14 protein-coding genes are annotated in these 17,222 nt (G+C 72.0%); 13 read left to right on the forward strand and 1 reads right to left on the reverse strand.

Annotated elements, in window-relative coordinates; all coding sequences use genetic code 11:
* Positions 1-336: energy transducer TonB (locus tag AACH11_RS21510; protein ID WP_479725259.1), on the forward strand; the 336-nt coding region annotated here is incomplete at its 5' end.
* On the opposite strand, the gene AACH11_RS21515 is transcribed toward AACH11_RS21510, so the two are convergent.
* Positions 323-511, reverse strand: a complete 189-nt coding sequence (locus tag AACH11_RS21515; protein ID WP_341376331.1) for a hypothetical protein — start codon at positions 509-511, stop codon at positions 323-325. The two genes, AACH11_RS21510 and AACH11_RS21515, sit on opposite strands and share 14 nt — an antisense overlap.
* Here AACH11_RS21515 and AACH11_RS21520 point away from each other — a divergent pair.
* The 12 genes from AACH11_RS21520 to AACH11_RS21575 all read left to right on the forward strand — a co-directional run bounded on the left by AACH11_RS21520 (position 510) and on the right by AACH11_RS21575 (position 17,212).
* A complete protein-coding gene (locus AACH11_RS21520; RefSeq protein ID WP_341376332.1) occupies positions 510-1,721 on the forward strand; it encodes an MFS transporter in 1,212 nt (403 codons plus the stop codon). The genes AACH11_RS21515 and AACH11_RS21520 overlap by 2 nt on opposite strands.
* Before the next feature lie 15 nt (positions 1,722-1,736).
* Positions 1,737-2,429 carry a response regulator transcription factor gene (locus tag AACH11_RS21525; protein ID WP_341376333.1) on the forward strand — a complete coding sequence of 231 codons (693 nt, stop codon included), beginning with the start codon at positions 1,737-1,739 and terminating at the stop codon, positions 2,427-2,429.
* A gap of 67 nt (positions 2,430-2,496) precedes the next feature.
* The gene (locus tag AACH11_RS21530; RefSeq protein WP_341376334.1) at positions 2,497-3,528 is read left to right on the forward strand and encodes a sensor histidine kinase; all 1,032 of its coding nucleotides are present in this window, start codon (positions 2,497-2,499) and stop codon (positions 3,526-3,528) included.
* A 249-nt stretch (positions 3,529-3,777) separates the two neighbouring features.
* The gene (locus AACH11_RS21535) at positions 3,778-5,889 is read left to right on the forward strand and encodes a TonB-dependent receptor (protein WP_341376335.1); all 2,112 of its coding nucleotides are present in this window, start codon (positions 3,778-3,780) and stop codon (positions 5,887-5,889) included.
* A 2-nt stretch (positions 5,890-5,891) separates the two neighbouring features.
* Complete coding sequence (locus AACH11_RS21540; protein WP_341376336.1) at positions 5,892-7,826, forward strand: hypothetical protein; 1,935 nt, start codon at positions 5,892-5,894, stop codon at positions 7,824-7,826.
* An 11-nt stretch (positions 7,827-7,837) separates the two neighbouring features.
* Positions 7,838-9,469: a hypothetical protein gene (locus AACH11_RS21545; RefSeq protein WP_341376337.1), complete on the forward strand. Its 1,632-nt coding sequence runs from the start codon at positions 7,838-7,840 to the stop codon at positions 9,467-9,469.
* A 49-nt stretch (positions 9,470-9,518) separates the two neighbouring features.
* Entirely contained in the window at positions 9,519-11,060 is a 1,542-nt protein-coding gene (locus AACH11_RS21550; RefSeq protein ID WP_341376338.1) for a hypothetical protein, read from the forward strand.
* A 117-nt stretch (positions 11,061-11,177) separates the two neighbouring features.
* Positions 11,178-11,981, forward strand: coding sequence for an SDR family NAD(P)-dependent oxidoreductase (locus AACH11_RS21555; protein ID WP_341376339.1), 804 nt, complete (start codon positions 11,178-11,180; stop codon positions 11,979-11,981).
* A 254-nt stretch (positions 11,982-12,235) separates the two neighbouring features.
* Positions 12,236-12,739 carry a winged helix-turn-helix transcriptional regulator gene (locus AACH11_RS21560; protein ID WP_341376340.1) on the forward strand — a complete coding sequence of 168 codons (504 nt, stop codon included), beginning with the start codon at positions 12,236-12,238 and terminating at the stop codon, positions 12,737-12,739.
* A 145-nt stretch (positions 12,740-12,884) separates the two neighbouring features.
* Complete coding sequence (locus AACH11_RS21565; protein ID WP_341376341.1) at positions 12,885-14,090, forward strand: nuclear transport factor 2 family protein; 1,206 nt, start codon at positions 12,885-12,887, stop codon at positions 14,088-14,090.
* Between the two features lie 32 nt (positions 14,091-14,122).
* Complete coding sequence (locus AACH11_RS21570; protein WP_341376342.1) at positions 14,123-16,369, forward strand: TonB-dependent receptor; 2,247 nt, start codon at positions 14,123-14,125, stop codon at positions 16,367-16,369.
* A 171-nt stretch (positions 16,370-16,540) separates the two neighbouring features.
* On the forward strand, positions 16,541-17,212 hold the full coding sequence (locus AACH11_RS21575; protein ID WP_341376391.1) for an OmpW/AlkL family protein: 672 nt from the start codon (positions 16,541-16,543) through the stop codon (positions 17,210-17,212).
* Positions 17,213-17,222 lie beyond the last annotated feature (10 nt).

Below are 17,222 nucleotides of genomic sequence, written 5' to 3' on the forward strand. Positions count from 1 at the left end.
CCGGCCGTGCCCAACCCGCCACCACCGGCGCCGGCACCCCCCGCCCCGCCGCCGCCCGCACCGGCCCCCGCCGCACCGCAGAAGGCCGACATCGCGGTGGCCTGCCCGAAGCAGGTGCCACCGACCGTGCCCGACCAGGCGATCGAGGACGGCATCAGCGGCACGGTGAAGGCCGAGCTGCGCATCAAGGCCGGCAAGGTGGTGGGCGTGCAGATCCTGTCGGGTCCGCGCGTGTTCCATGCGGCGGTGCGCCGCGCGGCCGCCGCCTACGGCTGCACCACGCCGCCGGATGTCGAGCTGATCGCCATCCAGGACTTCACCTTCAAGGTGGAATGAGGAGAAACCCGGTCGGTCCATGACCGACCGCGATGCCGGGCATCGGGCGAAACGATTTCACGCCGCCCGGTGCCTTCCGCAGAATTCCGTCACCGAACACCACCGCGCGCACACGCCGGTGGAACAAGAGGCCCACGGGCCCCACCGTGCAGGAGACATCGATGAGCACCACCATGACACGCCCCCTTTCCGCCACGGGGGCCTCCATGCGGGAACCCCGCTTCATCCAGGCCGCGCTGCTGCTGCTGACGGCCAGCCTGACGGTCCTGGTCACCGCCATCCTGGGCCCCAGCATGCCGGCCATGCAGGCCCACTTCAAGGACGTGCCCGGCGCCGACTACCTGGTGCCGCTGACGATGACGGCGCCGATGCTGATGATGGCCGGCCTGAGCGTGTTCGTCGGCGAGCTGGCCGACCGCGTCGGCCGCAAGCCGCTGCTGCTGGGCTCGGTCACGCTGTATGCGGTGATCGGCACGGCGCCGCTGTACCTCGATTCGCTGATGGCCATCATCGCCAGCCGCTTCGCGCTCGGCGCACTCGAGGCCTGCCTGATGACCGTCAGCACGACGATGATCGGCGACTACTACGACGGCGCCAAACGTGAGCGCTACATGTCGCTGCAGACGACCGTCGCCGCCACCTCGGCCTTCCTGCTGAACAACGTCGGTGGCATGGTGGCCGAGTACGGCTGGCGCGCGCCCTATGCGGTGTTCGCGATCAGCCTGATCCTGGCCCCGCTGATGGCGCTCTATCTGTGGGAACCGCACACCCGCGCCAACATGACGGCCGCCCAGGTCGAGCAGGACAGCATGTCCTTCCGTCCGGGCCGCCTGGGCTTCATCTGCGTGCTGGCGGTCGTGCTGGGCATCGTGTTCCTGACGGTGCCGGTGCACTTCGGCTACCTGTTCGGCGCCATCGGCGTGCAGTCGCCGGCGCAGATCGGCATCGCCTACGGCATCAACAGCCTGGGCGTGATCGCCGGCACCCTGCTGTTCGGCTGGGGCCTGGCCCAGCGCGTGGGCGTGCCGCTGCAGCTCACGCTGGGCTGCCTGGTGGCCGGTGGCGGCTTCATGATGATGCAGGGCGCGGCCGACTACACGACGATGACCACCGCCGGCTTCCTCAACGGCCTGGGCTGCGGCGTGCTGCTGCCCACGATGGTGACCTGGAACATGCGGGAGCTGCCGGTCTCGCGCCGCGGCGTGGGCATCGGCGCCTACCAGTCGGCCCAGTTCTTCGGCATGTTCGTCAACCCGATCCTGATCGTCGGCCTGGAGAAGGAACTGGGCGGCGCCCGCGCGCTGGCCATCGGCCTTGAAGGCCGGGTCCTGGTCGGCCTCGGCCTGCTGGCCCTGGCCATCGGTCTGCTGGGCCGTCGCCGCTGAGCGCCGGATGCGGCCATGACCCGGCTGCTGCTGGTCGATGACGATCACGACCTGACCGACCTGATCGGTGAGTACCTCGCACAGGAGGGCTTCGACGTCGAGGCGGTGCATGACGGTGCCGAGGGCGCCCGCGCCGCCCTCGACGGCGACTACGCGCTGGTGGTGCTCGACGGCATGCTGCCGCGGCTCGACGGGCAGGAGGTGCTGCGGCGCATCCGCGCCCGCAGCAGCGTGCCGGTGCTGATGCTCACCGGCCGCGGCGACGACGCCTGCCGCATCGAGGGCCTGGAGGCCGGTGCCGACGACTACGTGACCAAGCCCTGCTCGCCGCGTGAGCTGACGGCCCGGGTGAGGAGCATCCTGCGGCGCCTGAAGCCCGATCTGCCGGTGCTGGCGCCCCAGCGCGTGCTGCGCACCGGTGAGCTGGTGATGTGGCCCGAGCAGCGCCGCGCCTGCTGGCGCAGCCAGGACCTGAGCCTGACGCCGACCGAGTTCAGCCTGCTGGAGGTGCTGGCCGAGGCCACCGGCCGCGTGGTCTCGCGCGAGGAGCTGTCGCGCCGCGCCCTCGGCCGCGAGGTCGGCCCCTACGACCGCAACATCGATGTCCACCTCAGCGCCATCCGCCACAAGCTGGGACCGGCCGCCGACGGCCAGCCCTGGATCCGGGCCATCCGCGGGCTGGGCTACCAGTTCGTCCGCCTGCACTGACCCGCTGGCGGCGGGATCCGGCGCTGCGCGCCCATCGCCACGCTGGCCCCACCAGCTGTTCTGGAAGATGCTGGCCGCCTGCTGGTGCACGTCGATCGGCACCGGCCTGGGCATCCACCTGTTCGCCCGGCTGCTGCCGGGCCTGATCGACCTGCCGCCGACGCCTCCGCGTCTGAGCCAGTCGCTGGGTATGCCGCTGCTGGCCGGTGCGCTGTGCGCCTGCGGCATCAGCGCCGTGATGGCCTGGCGCCTGGCACGGCCCTTGAGCCTGCTGCGGTCCGGCTTCCAGGCCGCCGCGGCCGGCCATCTGGAGACCCGCATCTCGCCCGCGCTGGCCGGTCCGGCCGACGAGTTCACCGGCCTGGCGCGCGACTTCGACGGCATGGCCCAGCAGCTGCAGCAGCTGATGCAGGCGCGCCAGCGGCTGCTGCACGACGTCTCCCACGAGCTGCGCTCACCGCTGGCCCGGCTGCAGGTGGCCTGCGAGCTGCTGCAGCGCCAGCCATCCGATCCGGCCCGCGCCGTCGCCCGCATCGAGCGCGAGATCGCCCGCATGGATGCGCTGGTCAGCGACGTGCTGACGCTGGCCCGCATCGAGGCCGGCCCCTGCCCGCCCGAGGCCGCGCCGGTGGACATCGGCGCCCTGATCGACCGCGTGGTGCAGGATGCGCAGTTCGAGGCCCAGGCCAGCGGCCACACGATCCGCTGGCAGGCCCCTGCCACGCACTGGCGCCTGCACGCCCGCGCCGAGCTGCTGCGCCGCGCGGTCGACAACGTGCTGCGCAATGCGCTCAAGCACGGCCCGCCGGACCAGCCGGTCGATGTCGGCCTGCAGCTCGATCCGGCCGGCCGCTGGCTGTGCATCCACATCGCCGACCGCGGCCCGGGCCTGAGCGACGAGGAATGCGCCGCCGTGCTGCAGCCCTTCGTGCGCGGCGGCGCGGCGGCACCCACGGGCCGTGGTGCCGGCCATGGCCTGGGCCTGTCGATCGCCGCCCGGGCGCTGCAGGCCCATGGCGGTGATCTGCGGCTGCAGCCGCGCACCGGTGGTGGCCTGACGGCCGCACTGCGCCTGCCGTGGCCCGGCCGCACCGCGTGACGCGCATCGGCGGCGTGGACGGTCGCCACACGGGCCTGCGATCGCGTCACCTCATCCTGCAGGTCAGGCATGTCTCGCCGAAGGCGATCGCGCCGGTCTTAACCTGCTTTTACCGATCCCGCAGGGCCTACCCTGAGGACGCCCGGACAGCTTGCGGACACCATGAGCGACACGTGATGCAGGCCTTGCACCCGAGAGACCACAAGGCTGCCACGGCCCACGCCCAGACCCGCATCGAGGTACCCGCCCATGTTCCGCACCGACCGTCCGCGCACCGCCTTCCATCCGCTCAGCCTGGCCGTGGCCTGCGCCCTGCTGGCCCCTGCCCTGCCCGCCCTGGCCCAGAACCAGGATGCGGCCGACCCCCCGCAGGAGTCGGCCTCCGCGCCGCGCCGCCAGCTGCAGGCCGTCACCGTCACCGCCGAGCGCCGCGCCGCCAACATCCAGAAGACCGGCATCGCCATGCAGGCCGTCGGCGGCACCGAGATCGCCCAGCAGGGTCTGAGCAGCGGCAGCGAGATCCTGAAGAACGTCTCCAACGTCGAGGTCCAGGGTGCGGCCCGCGGCAACGTGATCGCCGTGCGCGGCATCGGTTCCGACCTGCCGCCGGGCATGGGCGAATCGGCCGTGTCCACCAACTACGACGGCATCTACAACTTCCGCGCCGAGATGAACACGCTCGGCTTCTTCGACCTGGAGCGGGTCGAGGTGCTGCGCGGCCCGCAGGGCACGCTCTACGGCCGCAATGCGGCCGCCGGCGCACTGAACTACGTCACCCGTGATCCGGTGTTGGGCAGGCAGCAGGGCAATGCCTCGCTGGAGCTGGGCTCGCAGAACCTGATGCGCACCGAGGCCGGCTTCAACCTGCCGCTGTCCGACACGCTGGCGCTGCGCCTGTCGGGCGCCAGCATCAGCCGCGACGGCTACCTGAGCGACGGCTTCAACGACGCCCAGGCCAGCGGTGCCCGCGCCAAGCTGCTCTACCGCCCGGACGACACGCTGCGCCTGGTGCTGGGCGCCGAGCGCATCCACCTCGGCGGCAAGGGCCCGGGCTTCATCCCGCAGGCCAACTGGGACAGCTCGTCGACCCGGCTGCAGGCCGTCGTCCACCCGACCACGCCGGGTCTGGAGAAGGTCGGTTACCAGGATTACGAGGGGACCAAGCTGTGGGCCCAGCTCGACCTGAACCTGGGCTTCGCGAACCTGACCGTGCTGCCGGGCTGGCAGGACGCCTCGGGCGTGGTCTACCGCAAGTACGACGGCTCGCGCCCGGCCGGCAGCGAGGAGCAGTACAACGCCGATCCGGCCGTCGCACGCCAGAAGAGCCTGGAGGTGCGGCTGGCCTCGCCGGCCGCGTCCCCGATCCAGTGGGTGGCCGGTGCCTATGGCTACGACATGCTCAACGCCCAGACCTGCCTGTTGGGCACGACGGCCTGCGCCTCGTCGAACAACACCCATGACACGACGACCTCCAAGGCGCTGTTCGGCCAGATCAGCGTGCCGGTCGCCGAAGGCACGCGCCTGATCACCGGCCTGCGCCTGACGCGCGACCACAAGACCGCCATCGACGGCTCGGTCGGCGACTGGGATTCGACCGACGGCAAGATCGGCCTGGAGCACGACCTGGGTGCCAAGGCCATGACCTACCTGACCTGGTCGACGGCCTATCGCCCGGGCGGCTTCAACACGCTGCCGGGCAACAGCGGCACCTTCGATGCCGAGAAGCTGCGCTCGCTGGAGCTGGGCCTGAAGAGCCGCTGGCTGGACGACACGGTGCAGCTGAACGCCGCCGTCTTCCGCTACGACTACCGCAACTACCAGGCGGTGGACTTCGCGATGCTGGACACCGGCACGCTGCACGCGCAGTTCCTGAACGTACCCAAGCAGACCGTCCAGGGCATGGAGGCCGAGGCGCAGGCCCTGCTGCCGGGCCAGGCCGGCAAGGTGCGCGCGTCCTTCACCTGGCTGGATGCCACGCTGGGCAACCTGACCCAGACCAACCCGGACGGCAGCACCTACTCGCTGGCCGGCAACCCGCTGCCCCATGCCCCCAAGCTGAGCGTGAAGGCCGGCTATGAGCTGCCGATCGAGGTCGCCACCGGCGGCACCGTCACGCTGCGCGCCGATGCCCGCCACTCGCAGAAGCAGTACGTGTCGATCACCGAGAACGCCTACACGCTGCAGCCGTCCTACACCCAGGCCGATCTGTCGGCCAACTACCGCAGCGCGGACGACAAGTGGGGCCTCAACGTCTACGTCAAGAACGTGACCGACTACGTGCCCAAGGTCGCCAACTTCGCCGGTTACACGATGGTCGGTGCACCGCGCACCGCCGGCGTGGTGTTCAACACCAAGTTCTGAGAGTGGCCCTGGCGATGACACCCCGCTTCTCCACCCTGGCCCTGGCCCTGTGGCTGGGCCTGAGCACCGTCGCCCAGGCCCAGATGCCGGGCCCGGTACCGCCCGAGGCCATCGCTGCCGCCCGGCTGAACCCGCGCCTGGCCGCGGGCGAGGCCTGGATCGTGCCGCAGACCACCGAACTGCAGAGCCTGACGCTGGCCGCCGGCTCCGCGCTCGCCGCCCCGCCGGGCAAGAGCCTGACCCTGAGCGTCGACGGCGTGGAGACCACGCCGCGCCCCGGCCGCTACCAGGGCCGCATCGTGCTGACCATCAGCGATCGCCACGAGGTGGTCTTCTCGCCGCTGCAGAGCCACCCCTTCCGCCAGGCCGTGCTGCTGGATGAACGCGGGCTGGATCCGGCCCGATCGGCGCTGGCCGCGGCCGGCGCACCGCGCGTGCAGGGCCGCACGCTGGCCGGCGCCCACATCCGCTCGGCCGGCGAGAACTTCAACGGCCTGCTGGCCGCCGGTGGCGACTGGACCGTGCAGGGCCTGCAGCTGGACATGAGCGGCAACGGCGGTAATGACTTCGCCGGTTATGGCGCCGGCCTGATGTCCGATGGAGCGCGCACCCGGCTGGTGGTCGATGGCGCCCGCATCCGCACCCACGGTGCGGTGCGCACGGCCGTGGTGGCCGGCGGCGGCAGCCATCTGCTGGTGCGCGACAGCCGGATCGATGCGCTGGGCGGCACGCTGCCGCCCGACTACGTCAGCAACGTCACCCCCGGCGAGATGAAGGATGCGCCATGGATGCTGGGCATCCGCGGCAACAACCGGGCGACCAATCTGCTGGGTGACCGCACCGTGGCCACCTATCTGCGCTCGGACCTGGCGGCCGATGGCTGGGGCGTGCTGTCGGTCGATGCCAGCCAGAACGCGCACCTCAACGCGATCGCCAGCACCGTCACGCTGCGCGGCGAGAGCGGTTATGGCTCCTACGCGATCGGCAACTCGACCAACCGCTTCCTGGGCACGACGATGGACGTGCCCACGCACGGCATCATCATCACCGGCGGCCATGCCGTCTTCGGCGCGAGCCGGCCCGATGTGCTGGCCGCGCTCGACCGCGAGCTGGCACTCGGCCTGGGCGCGGCCGAGCTGGCGGCGATCCCGCTGCGCCAGAGCGTGGTGCGCGCCGGCCGCCATGCGGTGATGAGCTGGGGCGATGCCACGGTGCAGGTGCGCGATGCCACCGTCTTCGAGACCGGCGACGCGGTGTTCCTGAACAAGGGCGCGACGCTGACGGTCGATGTCGACGGCTCGCAGGGTGCCCAGCTGCGCTCGGCCACCGGCGTCATCCTGCAGGCGATCGACAACGACGATCCCGGCCCGGTGATGCGCAACGGCCTGATGGCCAACCTCGGCGTCTGGCGCGAGCCGACGGAGCCGGTGCGGCCGGTGCCCGGCTTCGACAACACGGCCGAGCATCCGACCGACATGCGCCTGCGCTTCACGAAGACGACGCTGAACGGCGACTTCTACAACGCGATCCGCGCACGCCAGATCGGCGGCGGCTTCGGCCCCGACGGCCCCAGCCCCGAGCCGCCACGGCCCTACGGCGCCAACCTGCTGCTGACGCTGCAGGACAGCACGCTGACCGGCGTCGTCAGCGCTGCCAGTGCCCGCCACCTGAAGGCCGAGATCGGCCCGGCCGATCATGCCTGGCTGGGCCGCGTGACCAACACCGTGGGCCCGGCCATCAACAACGGCGTGATCGTGCGGTTGCAGCGCTCGACCTGGACCGTCACCGGCCCCTCACACCTGACGGTACTCGACCTCGCCGACGGCGCCCGCCTGCAGGCCCCGGCCGGCCGCCGGCTGCGCCTGAGCGTCGACGGCCGCGAGGTGCCGCTGCGTGCCGGCCGCTACACGGGCCACATCGTGGTCGAGCCGGTCTGACGGGGGCGATGATGAACCGGCACCCGTCCGCATCCCCATCCGCGTCCCCCCTGACCGGCCGCCCCGGCGCGCCCGCCCGGCCACCGGCCGCGCAGCGCCACGGCCTCTGGCTGTCCGTGCTGAGCCTCGGCCTGGGCCTGGCCACGACGGCCCTGCCGCCCGCCGCCGAGGCCGCCGGCACCGTCCAGGCGGTGACCGCAGCCACGGCCCCAACCCCTCAGGCCGAGCGCTACGTGCGGGTCTTCCCCGGCCGCTACACGCCGCGCGAGCAGGCCTGGGTGCAGAAGTACCTGGACGACAACGCCGCGCTGCAGCGGCGCGGCCCGATCGACGTGCAGCGCCTGGTGCGCGGCGAGCTGCCCCGGGACACCCCCGGCCTGGGCCCGGTGATCCGCGTCACCGAGGACTGGGTGCGCTACCAGAACCAGCGGGTGGACCCGGACAACCCGCTGCGCCATGACCGGGCCTACGCGCAACGCGCCGGCCTGCCCGACATCCTGGCCTTCAACACCTTCGGTGCGCACGACGACACCTTCATGGTGCCCTGGCCGCCGGCCGCGCGCGACAAGCTGCTGGTCAGCGACCTCAACCACAGCGTGACCACGCTGCGCCCGATCCACCCGGGCGACACGCTGTACCTGGTGGCCGACGCGCGCGAGGTGATCGACCTCACCCCGCCCGAGGGCGCCACCCAGCGCACGGTGGCCCTCAACACGCAGGGCAGCATCTACAACCAGCGCGGCGAGAAGGTCAACGAGGTGATCTTCCGCGTCACCGAGAGCGTGCGCCAGTTCCGCGATCCGTCCGAGGCGCCGAAGAACCCCGGTTTCTTCGACATGTGGGAGGCGCCGGACTGGCTGAGCCGGCCGGCCCGCGTCTACACCGACGCCGACTGGGCCCGCATCGCCCGCCTGTGGCGCGGTGAACAGCGCCAGGGCGCCACGCCGCGCTACTGGGACGACGTGGCGGTGGGCAGCGCGCCGGCGCCGACGCTGGACGGCCCCATCCTGGCTTCGGTGACGCCGGTGCCGCCCTGGGGCATGGGCTCGGGCGGCAGCCGCACGCTGCGCCGCGAGATCCTGGATGACGGCCAGCGCGCCGGCCTGGTGCGCGGCGCCCGCGACGGCATCTGGCGCACCCGCGAGCGCGCCGGCTATGTGCCGGCCACGCCGCCGCAGCCGGCCGGCCATGCGGGCGGACCGCCGCCCGATGCCGGCGCCATCACCACCACCGACATCCACAAGGACGGTGAGCAGCGCAGCCCGCTGGTCAACTACATGGGCCGCGATCTGGCCATCCGCCACCTCGACCACTGGATGGGCGAGGCCGGCTGGCTGCAGAACATCCGCTGGTCGATCATGGACCCGCGGGGCCACGCGGCCATGGGCCTGCCGGTGCCGGCCAACCCGCGGGCCGAGCACTTCCTGGACCGCCTGGCGCCCTTCATGCCCGAGATGAGGGGCCGCTACGTCCACACCCACGGCCTGAGCCAGGACGTCGCGCTGGTGCAGTCGCGCGTGGTGTCCAAGGCCGTCGTCGATGGCCAGGCCCTGGTCGAGCTGGTCTGGTGGATCGAGACGATCGACGGCCAGATCTGGCAGGAAGGCGCGGCCACGATCCGTCTGCCGCGCAAGCCGCTCTGAGGCGGCGCCGCCGCCCGGCCACACCCCAACCCCACACCATCCGCCCGCCATGTCCTGCACACCGATCCTCCGCCGTCCGGCCGCCGTGCTGTCCTCCCTGCTGTGCGCGATGGCGCTGGCCATCCTCAGCCTGAGCGTCATGCCACCGGCCGCGCGCGCCCAGGGCATGCCCGGTGCGCCGGGCGGCGCCATGGCGCCGGCGATGCAGGGTGGCCCGGGTGCGGCCAGTGGCCCCGGCGCTCCCGGTGGCCCGGGTGGCCCGGCGGGGGGCCCGCCGCTGCCCGCCGGCCTGCCCCCGATGCCGCCGCAGGAGCCGGTGGTGCTGGTGCCGGTGGTCGAGATCGTCGACGGCCAGTGGCGCGCCGGGGATCCCGCGGCAGCCGCTCAGGTGCGCGGGCAGGATGGCCGCCAGGCGCTGCGCATCGTCTCCACGCGGGACCAGGTCAACGGCCTGATCGTACGCGGCCGAGGGCAGACCACGCTCAAGGGCGCCCGCATCGAGATCCGCGGCCGCGGCAAGAGCGACTTCGACGGCATCGCCGCCGGTCTGCTGGTCAAGGACGACGCGCAGCTGACGCTGCACGACGCGCGCATCGTCACGCGCGGCGTGGTCGCCTCGGCCATCACGGCCACCGACCGCAGCACGCTGGAGGTGCGCCGCTCGCACCTGGTGGCCGAGGGCGGGCCGCTGCCCAGCGGCTACACCCGCCGCATCGGCCCCGGCATGATGGAGCCGCCGACCCCGCTGGGGCTGTCGGGCACGGCCCGCACCACGCTGGCCCTCGGCAGTGCGAAGGTGCGCTATGTCGACAGCCACATCGAGGCCGAGGCCTGGGGTGCGCTGTCGACCGACGCGGCCCGCGGCGCGACGCTGCAGGCCGACCGCTGCACGATCGTCGTGCGGCGCAGCGGCTACGGCACGTACTCGGACAACGGTGCGGCGGTGATCCTCAACGACAGCCGCATGACGGTGCCGACCTTCGGCGGCGTGATCGCCGGCCAGGCCAGCCTGACCCTCAACCGCGTCGTCAGCCAGTCGGGCGGCAACACGGTGATGATCCACAGCGTGATGGGCCAGCCGCAGGAGGTGGGCACGCTGCACATCGACGGCGGCACGCTGCACAGCACGAACGCGGCCATCGTGGTCAAGAGCGCGAACGCCGACATCGTGCTGCGCCGCACGACGCTGCGCGCCGACAACGGCGATCTGCTGCTGGGCGTGGCCAACGACGACGCCTTCGCCACCCGCACGCAGGGCGCGGTGGTGCCGGGCATCCGCGCGCTGGTGCAGGACAGCACGCTGCAGGGCCACCTGGTGCACCTGGACAAGGACCGCGCGATGCGCGTGCGCCTGCAGGGCAGCCGGTTGCAGGGCCGGGTCCAGGACGTGGAGCTGGCGCTGGACGCCGGCAGCCACTGGCTGGCGACGGCCGATTCACGCGTGCGCCTGGCGCCGGGCACGCCGCTGGAGCGCATCGATGCGCGGCCGGGCGTGACGATCACGGCGCTGGCGCAGCCGGGCGGCCTGGCGGTGGGCGAACACCGGCTGGCCAGCGGTGGCCGGCTGCTGATCCAGGCCGATCCGGGCTGAGGCCGTGGCCTGCACGGGTCACGGCGTCATCGGGGTGCCGCGCCGCCGGAGGCCCTGCGGCGCGGCACCCCATTCCATCATTCCTTTCTTCATCTGCATCGACAGGACGCTCCTCACATGACAGCGCATCTGAGTTCCCATCTGCCGGCCCGCCGGGGCGATCGTCTGGCGGGCAAGGTGGCGGTGGTCACCGGCATCGGGGCCGGCATCGGCAAGGGCATCGCCCGCATGTTCGCGCTGCAGGGTGCGCGGGTGATCGGCTGTGACATCGACGCGGCGGCGGCGCAGGCGACGGTGGATGCGGCGGCGGCCGAGGATCTGGTGATCGACAGCCTGCATCCGCTGGATCTGACGCAGCCGGCCGACGCGAAGCGGCTGATGGACCATGCGGCGCAGCGTCATGGGCGCATCGACGTGCTGGTGAATGCGGCGGCCTTCGGGGCTTTCGTGTGGCTGGAGGAGATGGACTATGAGCGGGACTGGAAGCGGACGCTGACGGGTGAGGTGGATCTGGTGTTCCTGGCCTGTCAGGCGGCGTGGCCGTATCTGAAGGGGCATGGGTCGAGCGTGATCAACTTCGCGAGTGCGAATGCGCGGATGGCCTTGCCGCTGTCGCCGGCGCTGGCGCACTGTGCGGGCAAGGGGGCGGTGCTGGCGATGAGTCGTCAGTTGGCGATGGAGGGGGCGCCGCACGGGATCCGGGTGAACACGATCAGTCCGGCCTTGGTGGAGACGGCGGCGACGCGGTTTCCGATGGAGAACATTCCGGGTTTCCGGGAGCAGGTGCTGGGCAAGCTGATGCTGAAGCGGACGGGGCAGCCGGAGGACATCGGGTGGCTGGCGGTGTTCCTGGCGTCGGATGAGTCGAGCTGGATCACGGCGGCGGATCATGCGATCGATGCGGGGGCGACGGCTTGGTGAGGTGGGGCTTGATGCTCAGGATGAGGGTTGTTGTGCCTGGGGGCTTTTGAGGCGCTTGCGGGTGGGACGGGGGGGCGGCCGGTGCGCTCGCGCCGGAGCGGGGTACGCGCTTCACTTCGTGTCCCCCGGCGCCCGGAGGGCGCCTCCTCCTTGACCTGCGTGAAGCGCGTACCCCGCCCCGACGCTCGGGGGGCGTGGGGGGGCTGGGCGCGTGGGCGTGGGCGTGGGCGTGGGCGGCTGGCGGAGGTGGCGGGATGGATGGACTGGACGAGGATCGTGCGGAGATGGATCTGGCGCGGCACCGGGCGAATGTGGCGCGGTTGCTGGCGGACATGGCGCGGCATGGCAATGGACGTGAGGATCCGGTGCGTACGGTGCCGGCGGCGCTCGGGGATCGTTGGAGCTCGCTGATCATGCATCTGCTGAGTGCGGGGATGCTGCGGCATGCGGAGATCAAGCGGCTGGTGGGGCGGGTGTCGGCGGAAGGGGAGATCTCGCAGCGGGTGCTGACGCTGAAACTGAGGCTGATGGAGCGCGACGGGCTGGTGGCGCGGCGGGTGACGGGGGATGTGCCGCCGCGGGTCGAGTACCGGCTGACGCAGGCGGGGCATGAGGCCTATGCGCACTTCATCGCGCTGGTGCGCTGGGCGGAACGGCAGACGGCGGCGATCCGGGAGGCGCGGGCGGCCTATGACCGGCGGCATCCGGATGTGGTGGCGATGCTGCAGCAGTCGCGTCAGGTGGGTTCGGGCGGCTGAGCGGGAGCGTGGGGTCAGGCACTTAAAAGTGCTCATGGCGAGTCCGCTTGGCCGGGCTCGGGGTGCTCTCTAAGCTGATCGTCAGGTCGCATCGGTCTGCAGGGGCAGGCGGTGCGGCAGGACGAACACCTGAAGGAGACCGCCGATGACCCGTACCCTCACTTCGATGGCGCTGTCGCCGCGCGCCCGCATCCACACCAGCACCCACGCTCTGGCCGCCGGCACCCTGATGTCGACGCTGCTGCTGGCCTTCGGCGCGCAGGCGGCGACGATGGACCCGCGGCCCTTCTTCCGTGAGGTCGACCGCAACCACGACGGCTGCATCACGCAGGCCGAATGGCGCAAGGCCGGTGCGCCGGCTTCGGCCTACGACATGCTGAAGGATGCGGCGGGCTGCGTGAGCGTGGCGGCGATGCAGCGCACCGAGGCGCCGGACGGCATCGACACCAATGGCGACGGGCAGCTGACGCTGGCCGAGCTGAAGGCCTTCGACAGGAAGATGGCGCCGATCATGGCGGCGCAGGCCAAGGCCGGTGGCGCCACAGCGGGTGGCGGCGGCGCGCCGGCGATCCGTATCACCGATGGTGAGCGTGCGGCCGCCACCTGGGCGGTGCAGAACCTGATGAGCCGGCACGAGTACATGCACGCGGCCGGGCTCAATCTGGAGGAGATCGACGGCCACTGGGTCTCGCGCAGCGGAAAGTTCGCGAAGACGGCGGCCTTCGCCAGCCCGGGCTGGGTGATGAACGGCATCGAGACGGTGCGCGCGGCCTACGGCCAGGGCAGCCGCAAGGACGCCGAGGCCGCGCGCAAGGCGCTGGCGGCGATCGATCCGTCCGTCCAGGACACGCCGGCGTTCTTCGGCGCCGGGGCCGAATGGGTGATGCACACCAGCACCACGCCGCTGATCGAGATCGCCGACGATGGCCAGACGGCGCAGGGCGCCTGGTACTCGCCCGGCATGGGCATCATGCCGAACATCGTCGACGGCAAGGTCAAGCTGACGCCGGTGATGTTCTGGGAGAAGTACGGCGGCGACTTCGTCAAGGAGGACGGGGTCTGGAAGATCTGGCACCTGCAGATGGCCTATGACTTCGTGCCCGGCCTGCCCGCCGAGATGGTGGCCGACATCCAGAAGAAGCTCGGTGATCTGGCCTGGAAGGGCCTGGCCGGCGGCGCACAGGTCGAGGCCGGCGAGCGCATGAACGGCGCGCTGCCGCCGGGCTTCAGCCAGCCGAAGTACAGCTATCCGGCCTACAGCCCGCAGCGCCCCGGCATCGTCTACCCGCACCTGCCGCGGCCCTACAGGACCTGGGGCGAGACCTTCAACAACTGCAACTGCGACCAGTGAGCCGCACCCGCCTGACCCGAGGAGTGCGCACCATGTCCCCCCCCGCCCTCACCCCCACCCTCCGCCCGGTCGCCCGGGCCGTGCTGGCCGCCATCGCCTGCCTGGGCCTGTCCGTTCAAGTCCAGGCCCAGGTCCAGGCGCCGGTCCAGGCCGAGGACGCCGCGGGCCGTGCCGCGCCGCCCGCCGCCGACGCACCGACCGCCACCACCCCACCGGCCCGCGGCGCGCTGCAGGACGTCGTCGTGACGGCCGAGCGCCGCACGACGAACGTGCAGAAGACGGCGATCTCGATCACCAGCACCAGCGGCGCCGAGCTGCGCGCCAAGGGCCAGACCACGCTGGAATCGACGCTGTCCGACACCCCGGCGGTCAACGTGATGGCCACGCCGCAGGGCGGCCAGGTCTTCGTGCGCGGCGTCGGCTCGCAGGGCGACAGCAACTACGTCGATCCGGCCGTCTCGCTGAACCTGGACGGCGTCTACAGCGGCCGCGCCGAACGGGTGTTCGCCAGCCTCTACGACGTGCAGCGCGTCGAGGTGCTGCGCGGGCCGCAGGGCACGCTCTACGGCCGCAACGCGACCGGTGGCAGCGTCAACGTGATCACCAACAACCCCGGCCCCACGCAGGAGGCCGGGCTGAACCTGCAGCTGGGCAACTTCGGCCTGCGCCACGTCGACGGCTTCGTCAACCTGCCGGTCAGTGACACCGTCTCGCTGCGCGTGGCCGGCATGCGCGAGCAGCGCGACGGCTACTTCAGCAACGGCGGCCGGGCCTCCGATCTGACGGCCGGGCGCGTCAAGCTGCGGGTCCAGCCGAATGCCGACGTCACCTTGCTGGCCACCGTCGATGCCTTCGACAGCCAGGGCCGCGGCGTCACCTCGGTGCCGCGTGCCTTCAGCGGCGGGCCGCCCTTCTTCAACTGGCGCACCGACTACGCGGACCCCTGGGAGGTCGATCCGCTGCATCCGGCCGACGTGCAGCACACGCGCTTTCTGACCAGTTCGCTGCAGGCCGATGTCAACCTGGGTTTCGGCCAGCTGACGGTGCAGCCGGCGATCACCCGCAGCCGCCGCCTGACGCAGACCGATCTGGTGGCCGGCACCGCCGTGCCCGGCACCACGCTGCCGCTGCCCGAAAGCATCTGGGAGGAGACGCAGAAAACGCTGGAAGTGAGGCTGGCCGCACCGGCCCGCGCCCGGCTGCAATGGGTGGTCGGCGCCTACCTGTTCGATGCCGACAACCGCCAGAGCGGCGTGCCACCGTCCTACCCGACACCGACCTGGGAGAGCTACGGCACCCGCGTGCCGACCACCTCCAAGGCGCTGTTCGGCCAGGCCACCTGGCCGCTGGCCGAGGCCTGGCGCCTGACCACCGGACTGCGCCACACCCGCGACGAGAAGACCACCACCTACGGCGTGCGCAGCACCAGCGTGTGGACCGGCAGCGCCTACGACAGCGGCCTGCTGTCGACGGCCAACGCCTACAGCGCCACCACCGGCAAGCTCGGTCTGGAACATGACCTGGGCCCGCGCAACATGGTCTATGCCCAGGTGGCCACCGGCTACAAGGCCGGTGGCTTCGGCATCGCCGTGCCCCCGCAGGCCTTCGAGCCCGAACGGCTGACGGCCTTCGAGCTGGGCAGCAAGAACCGCTTCCTGGACAACCGGCTGCAGGTCAACGGCGAGCTCTTCCACTACCGTTACCGCAACTACCAGGTCATGTATGCGGACTCGGCCGCGCCCTCGCCGATCAGCGGGGACACCACGGCCGCCTTCATGCAGTACGTGGTCAATGCGGGCGAGGGGCAGATCAGCGGCGCCGATGTCGAGGCCCGCTGGCGGCTGGAGGACGGCCCCGAGCTCAAGGCCGCCGCCACCGTGACCGAGGCCCGCTACGGCGATTTCGCGCTCGGCGCGCTGCAGTCGATGAACGGCGCACGGGTGGTCGGCACGCCGCGCTGGACGCTGACGCTCGGCGCCGAGCAGCAGTGGCCGCTGGCCGGTGGCCTGCTCACGGCCGGCTTCACGACGAAGTTCTCCGATGGCTACACCGTCTCGCTGAACGACGCGATGCCGGGCGGCAACCTCAACGGCCGCCAGGGCGCCTTCCACAAGACGGATCTGCGCCTGGGCTGGGCGCCGGACGACGGGCGCTGGAGCGTCTCGGCCTGGGTGCGCAACCTGGAGAACGATGCGCAGACCACCCAGGTCCTGCCCTTCGGCCGCGCGCAGATCACCGATCCGCGCACCTTCGGCGTGAACGCCGGCTGGACCTTCTGAGCGCAGGCGGCACGGGGCGCGGGCGGGCCGCGACAGAAGTCGCGGATCGCGGCCGCGCATCGGGGGAGACGGCTCAAGACCGCCGGCCCCCGGCCCGAAACCGGGCAGGACGACGCCCCGGACGCCGCTGCGGTGCCCGGGCCCTCCGCACCGATCGAGAGCCCGCCCGTGATGCGCCCTGCCCTGCCCCTGACCTGCGCCGCCAGCCTGCTGCTGGCCATCGCCCTGCCCGCCACGGCCCAGACCAGCCCCTGGACACTGCGCACCGGCCCCGCCCGGGTGACGCTGCACACCGAGACCCGGCTGAGCGTCGCGGGCAATGACGTGCCGGGCGCCGCGGTGGCGGCCAGCGGCAGCGATCCCCTCGGCCTGGAGCTGGGCCGCCGCCTGGACGAGGCCTGGACGGCCCGCCTGGCCATCGGCCTGCCGCTGCCCGAAAGCACGCTGCGCACCGCCGGCTCGCTGCAGGCCATGGTGCCGCCGCTGAGCGGCACCCTCGGCCGCGTGCAGTACGCACCGCTGGTGCTGACGGCCACCTGGTCGCCCGGACGCTGGGGCGCCCTGCAGCCCTATGTGGGCGCCGGCATCAACCACACCCGGATCACCCGCACCGAGGACGGCGACCTGTCCGGCCTGACGGTCGACCATGCCTGGGGCAGCGTGCTGCAGCTGGGCGCCAGCTGGGCGCTCGATGCGCGCTGGGCGCTGTTCGCCGATGCGCGCACGGTGCGGCTGAAGACGACGGCCCGCGGCCAGCTCACCGCGCTCGGCGGCCTGCCGGCCGAGGCGAAGGTGCGGCTGGATCCGACCATCGTCCACATCGGGCTCGAATACCGGCCCTGAGCGGCCGGGC

This window comes from Pseudaquabacterium rugosum, from assembly GCF_038066575.1.
Taxonomy (GTDB): domain Bacteria; phylum Pseudomonadota; class Gammaproteobacteria; order Burkholderiales; family Burkholderiaceae_C; genus Pseudaquabacterium; species Pseudaquabacterium rugosum.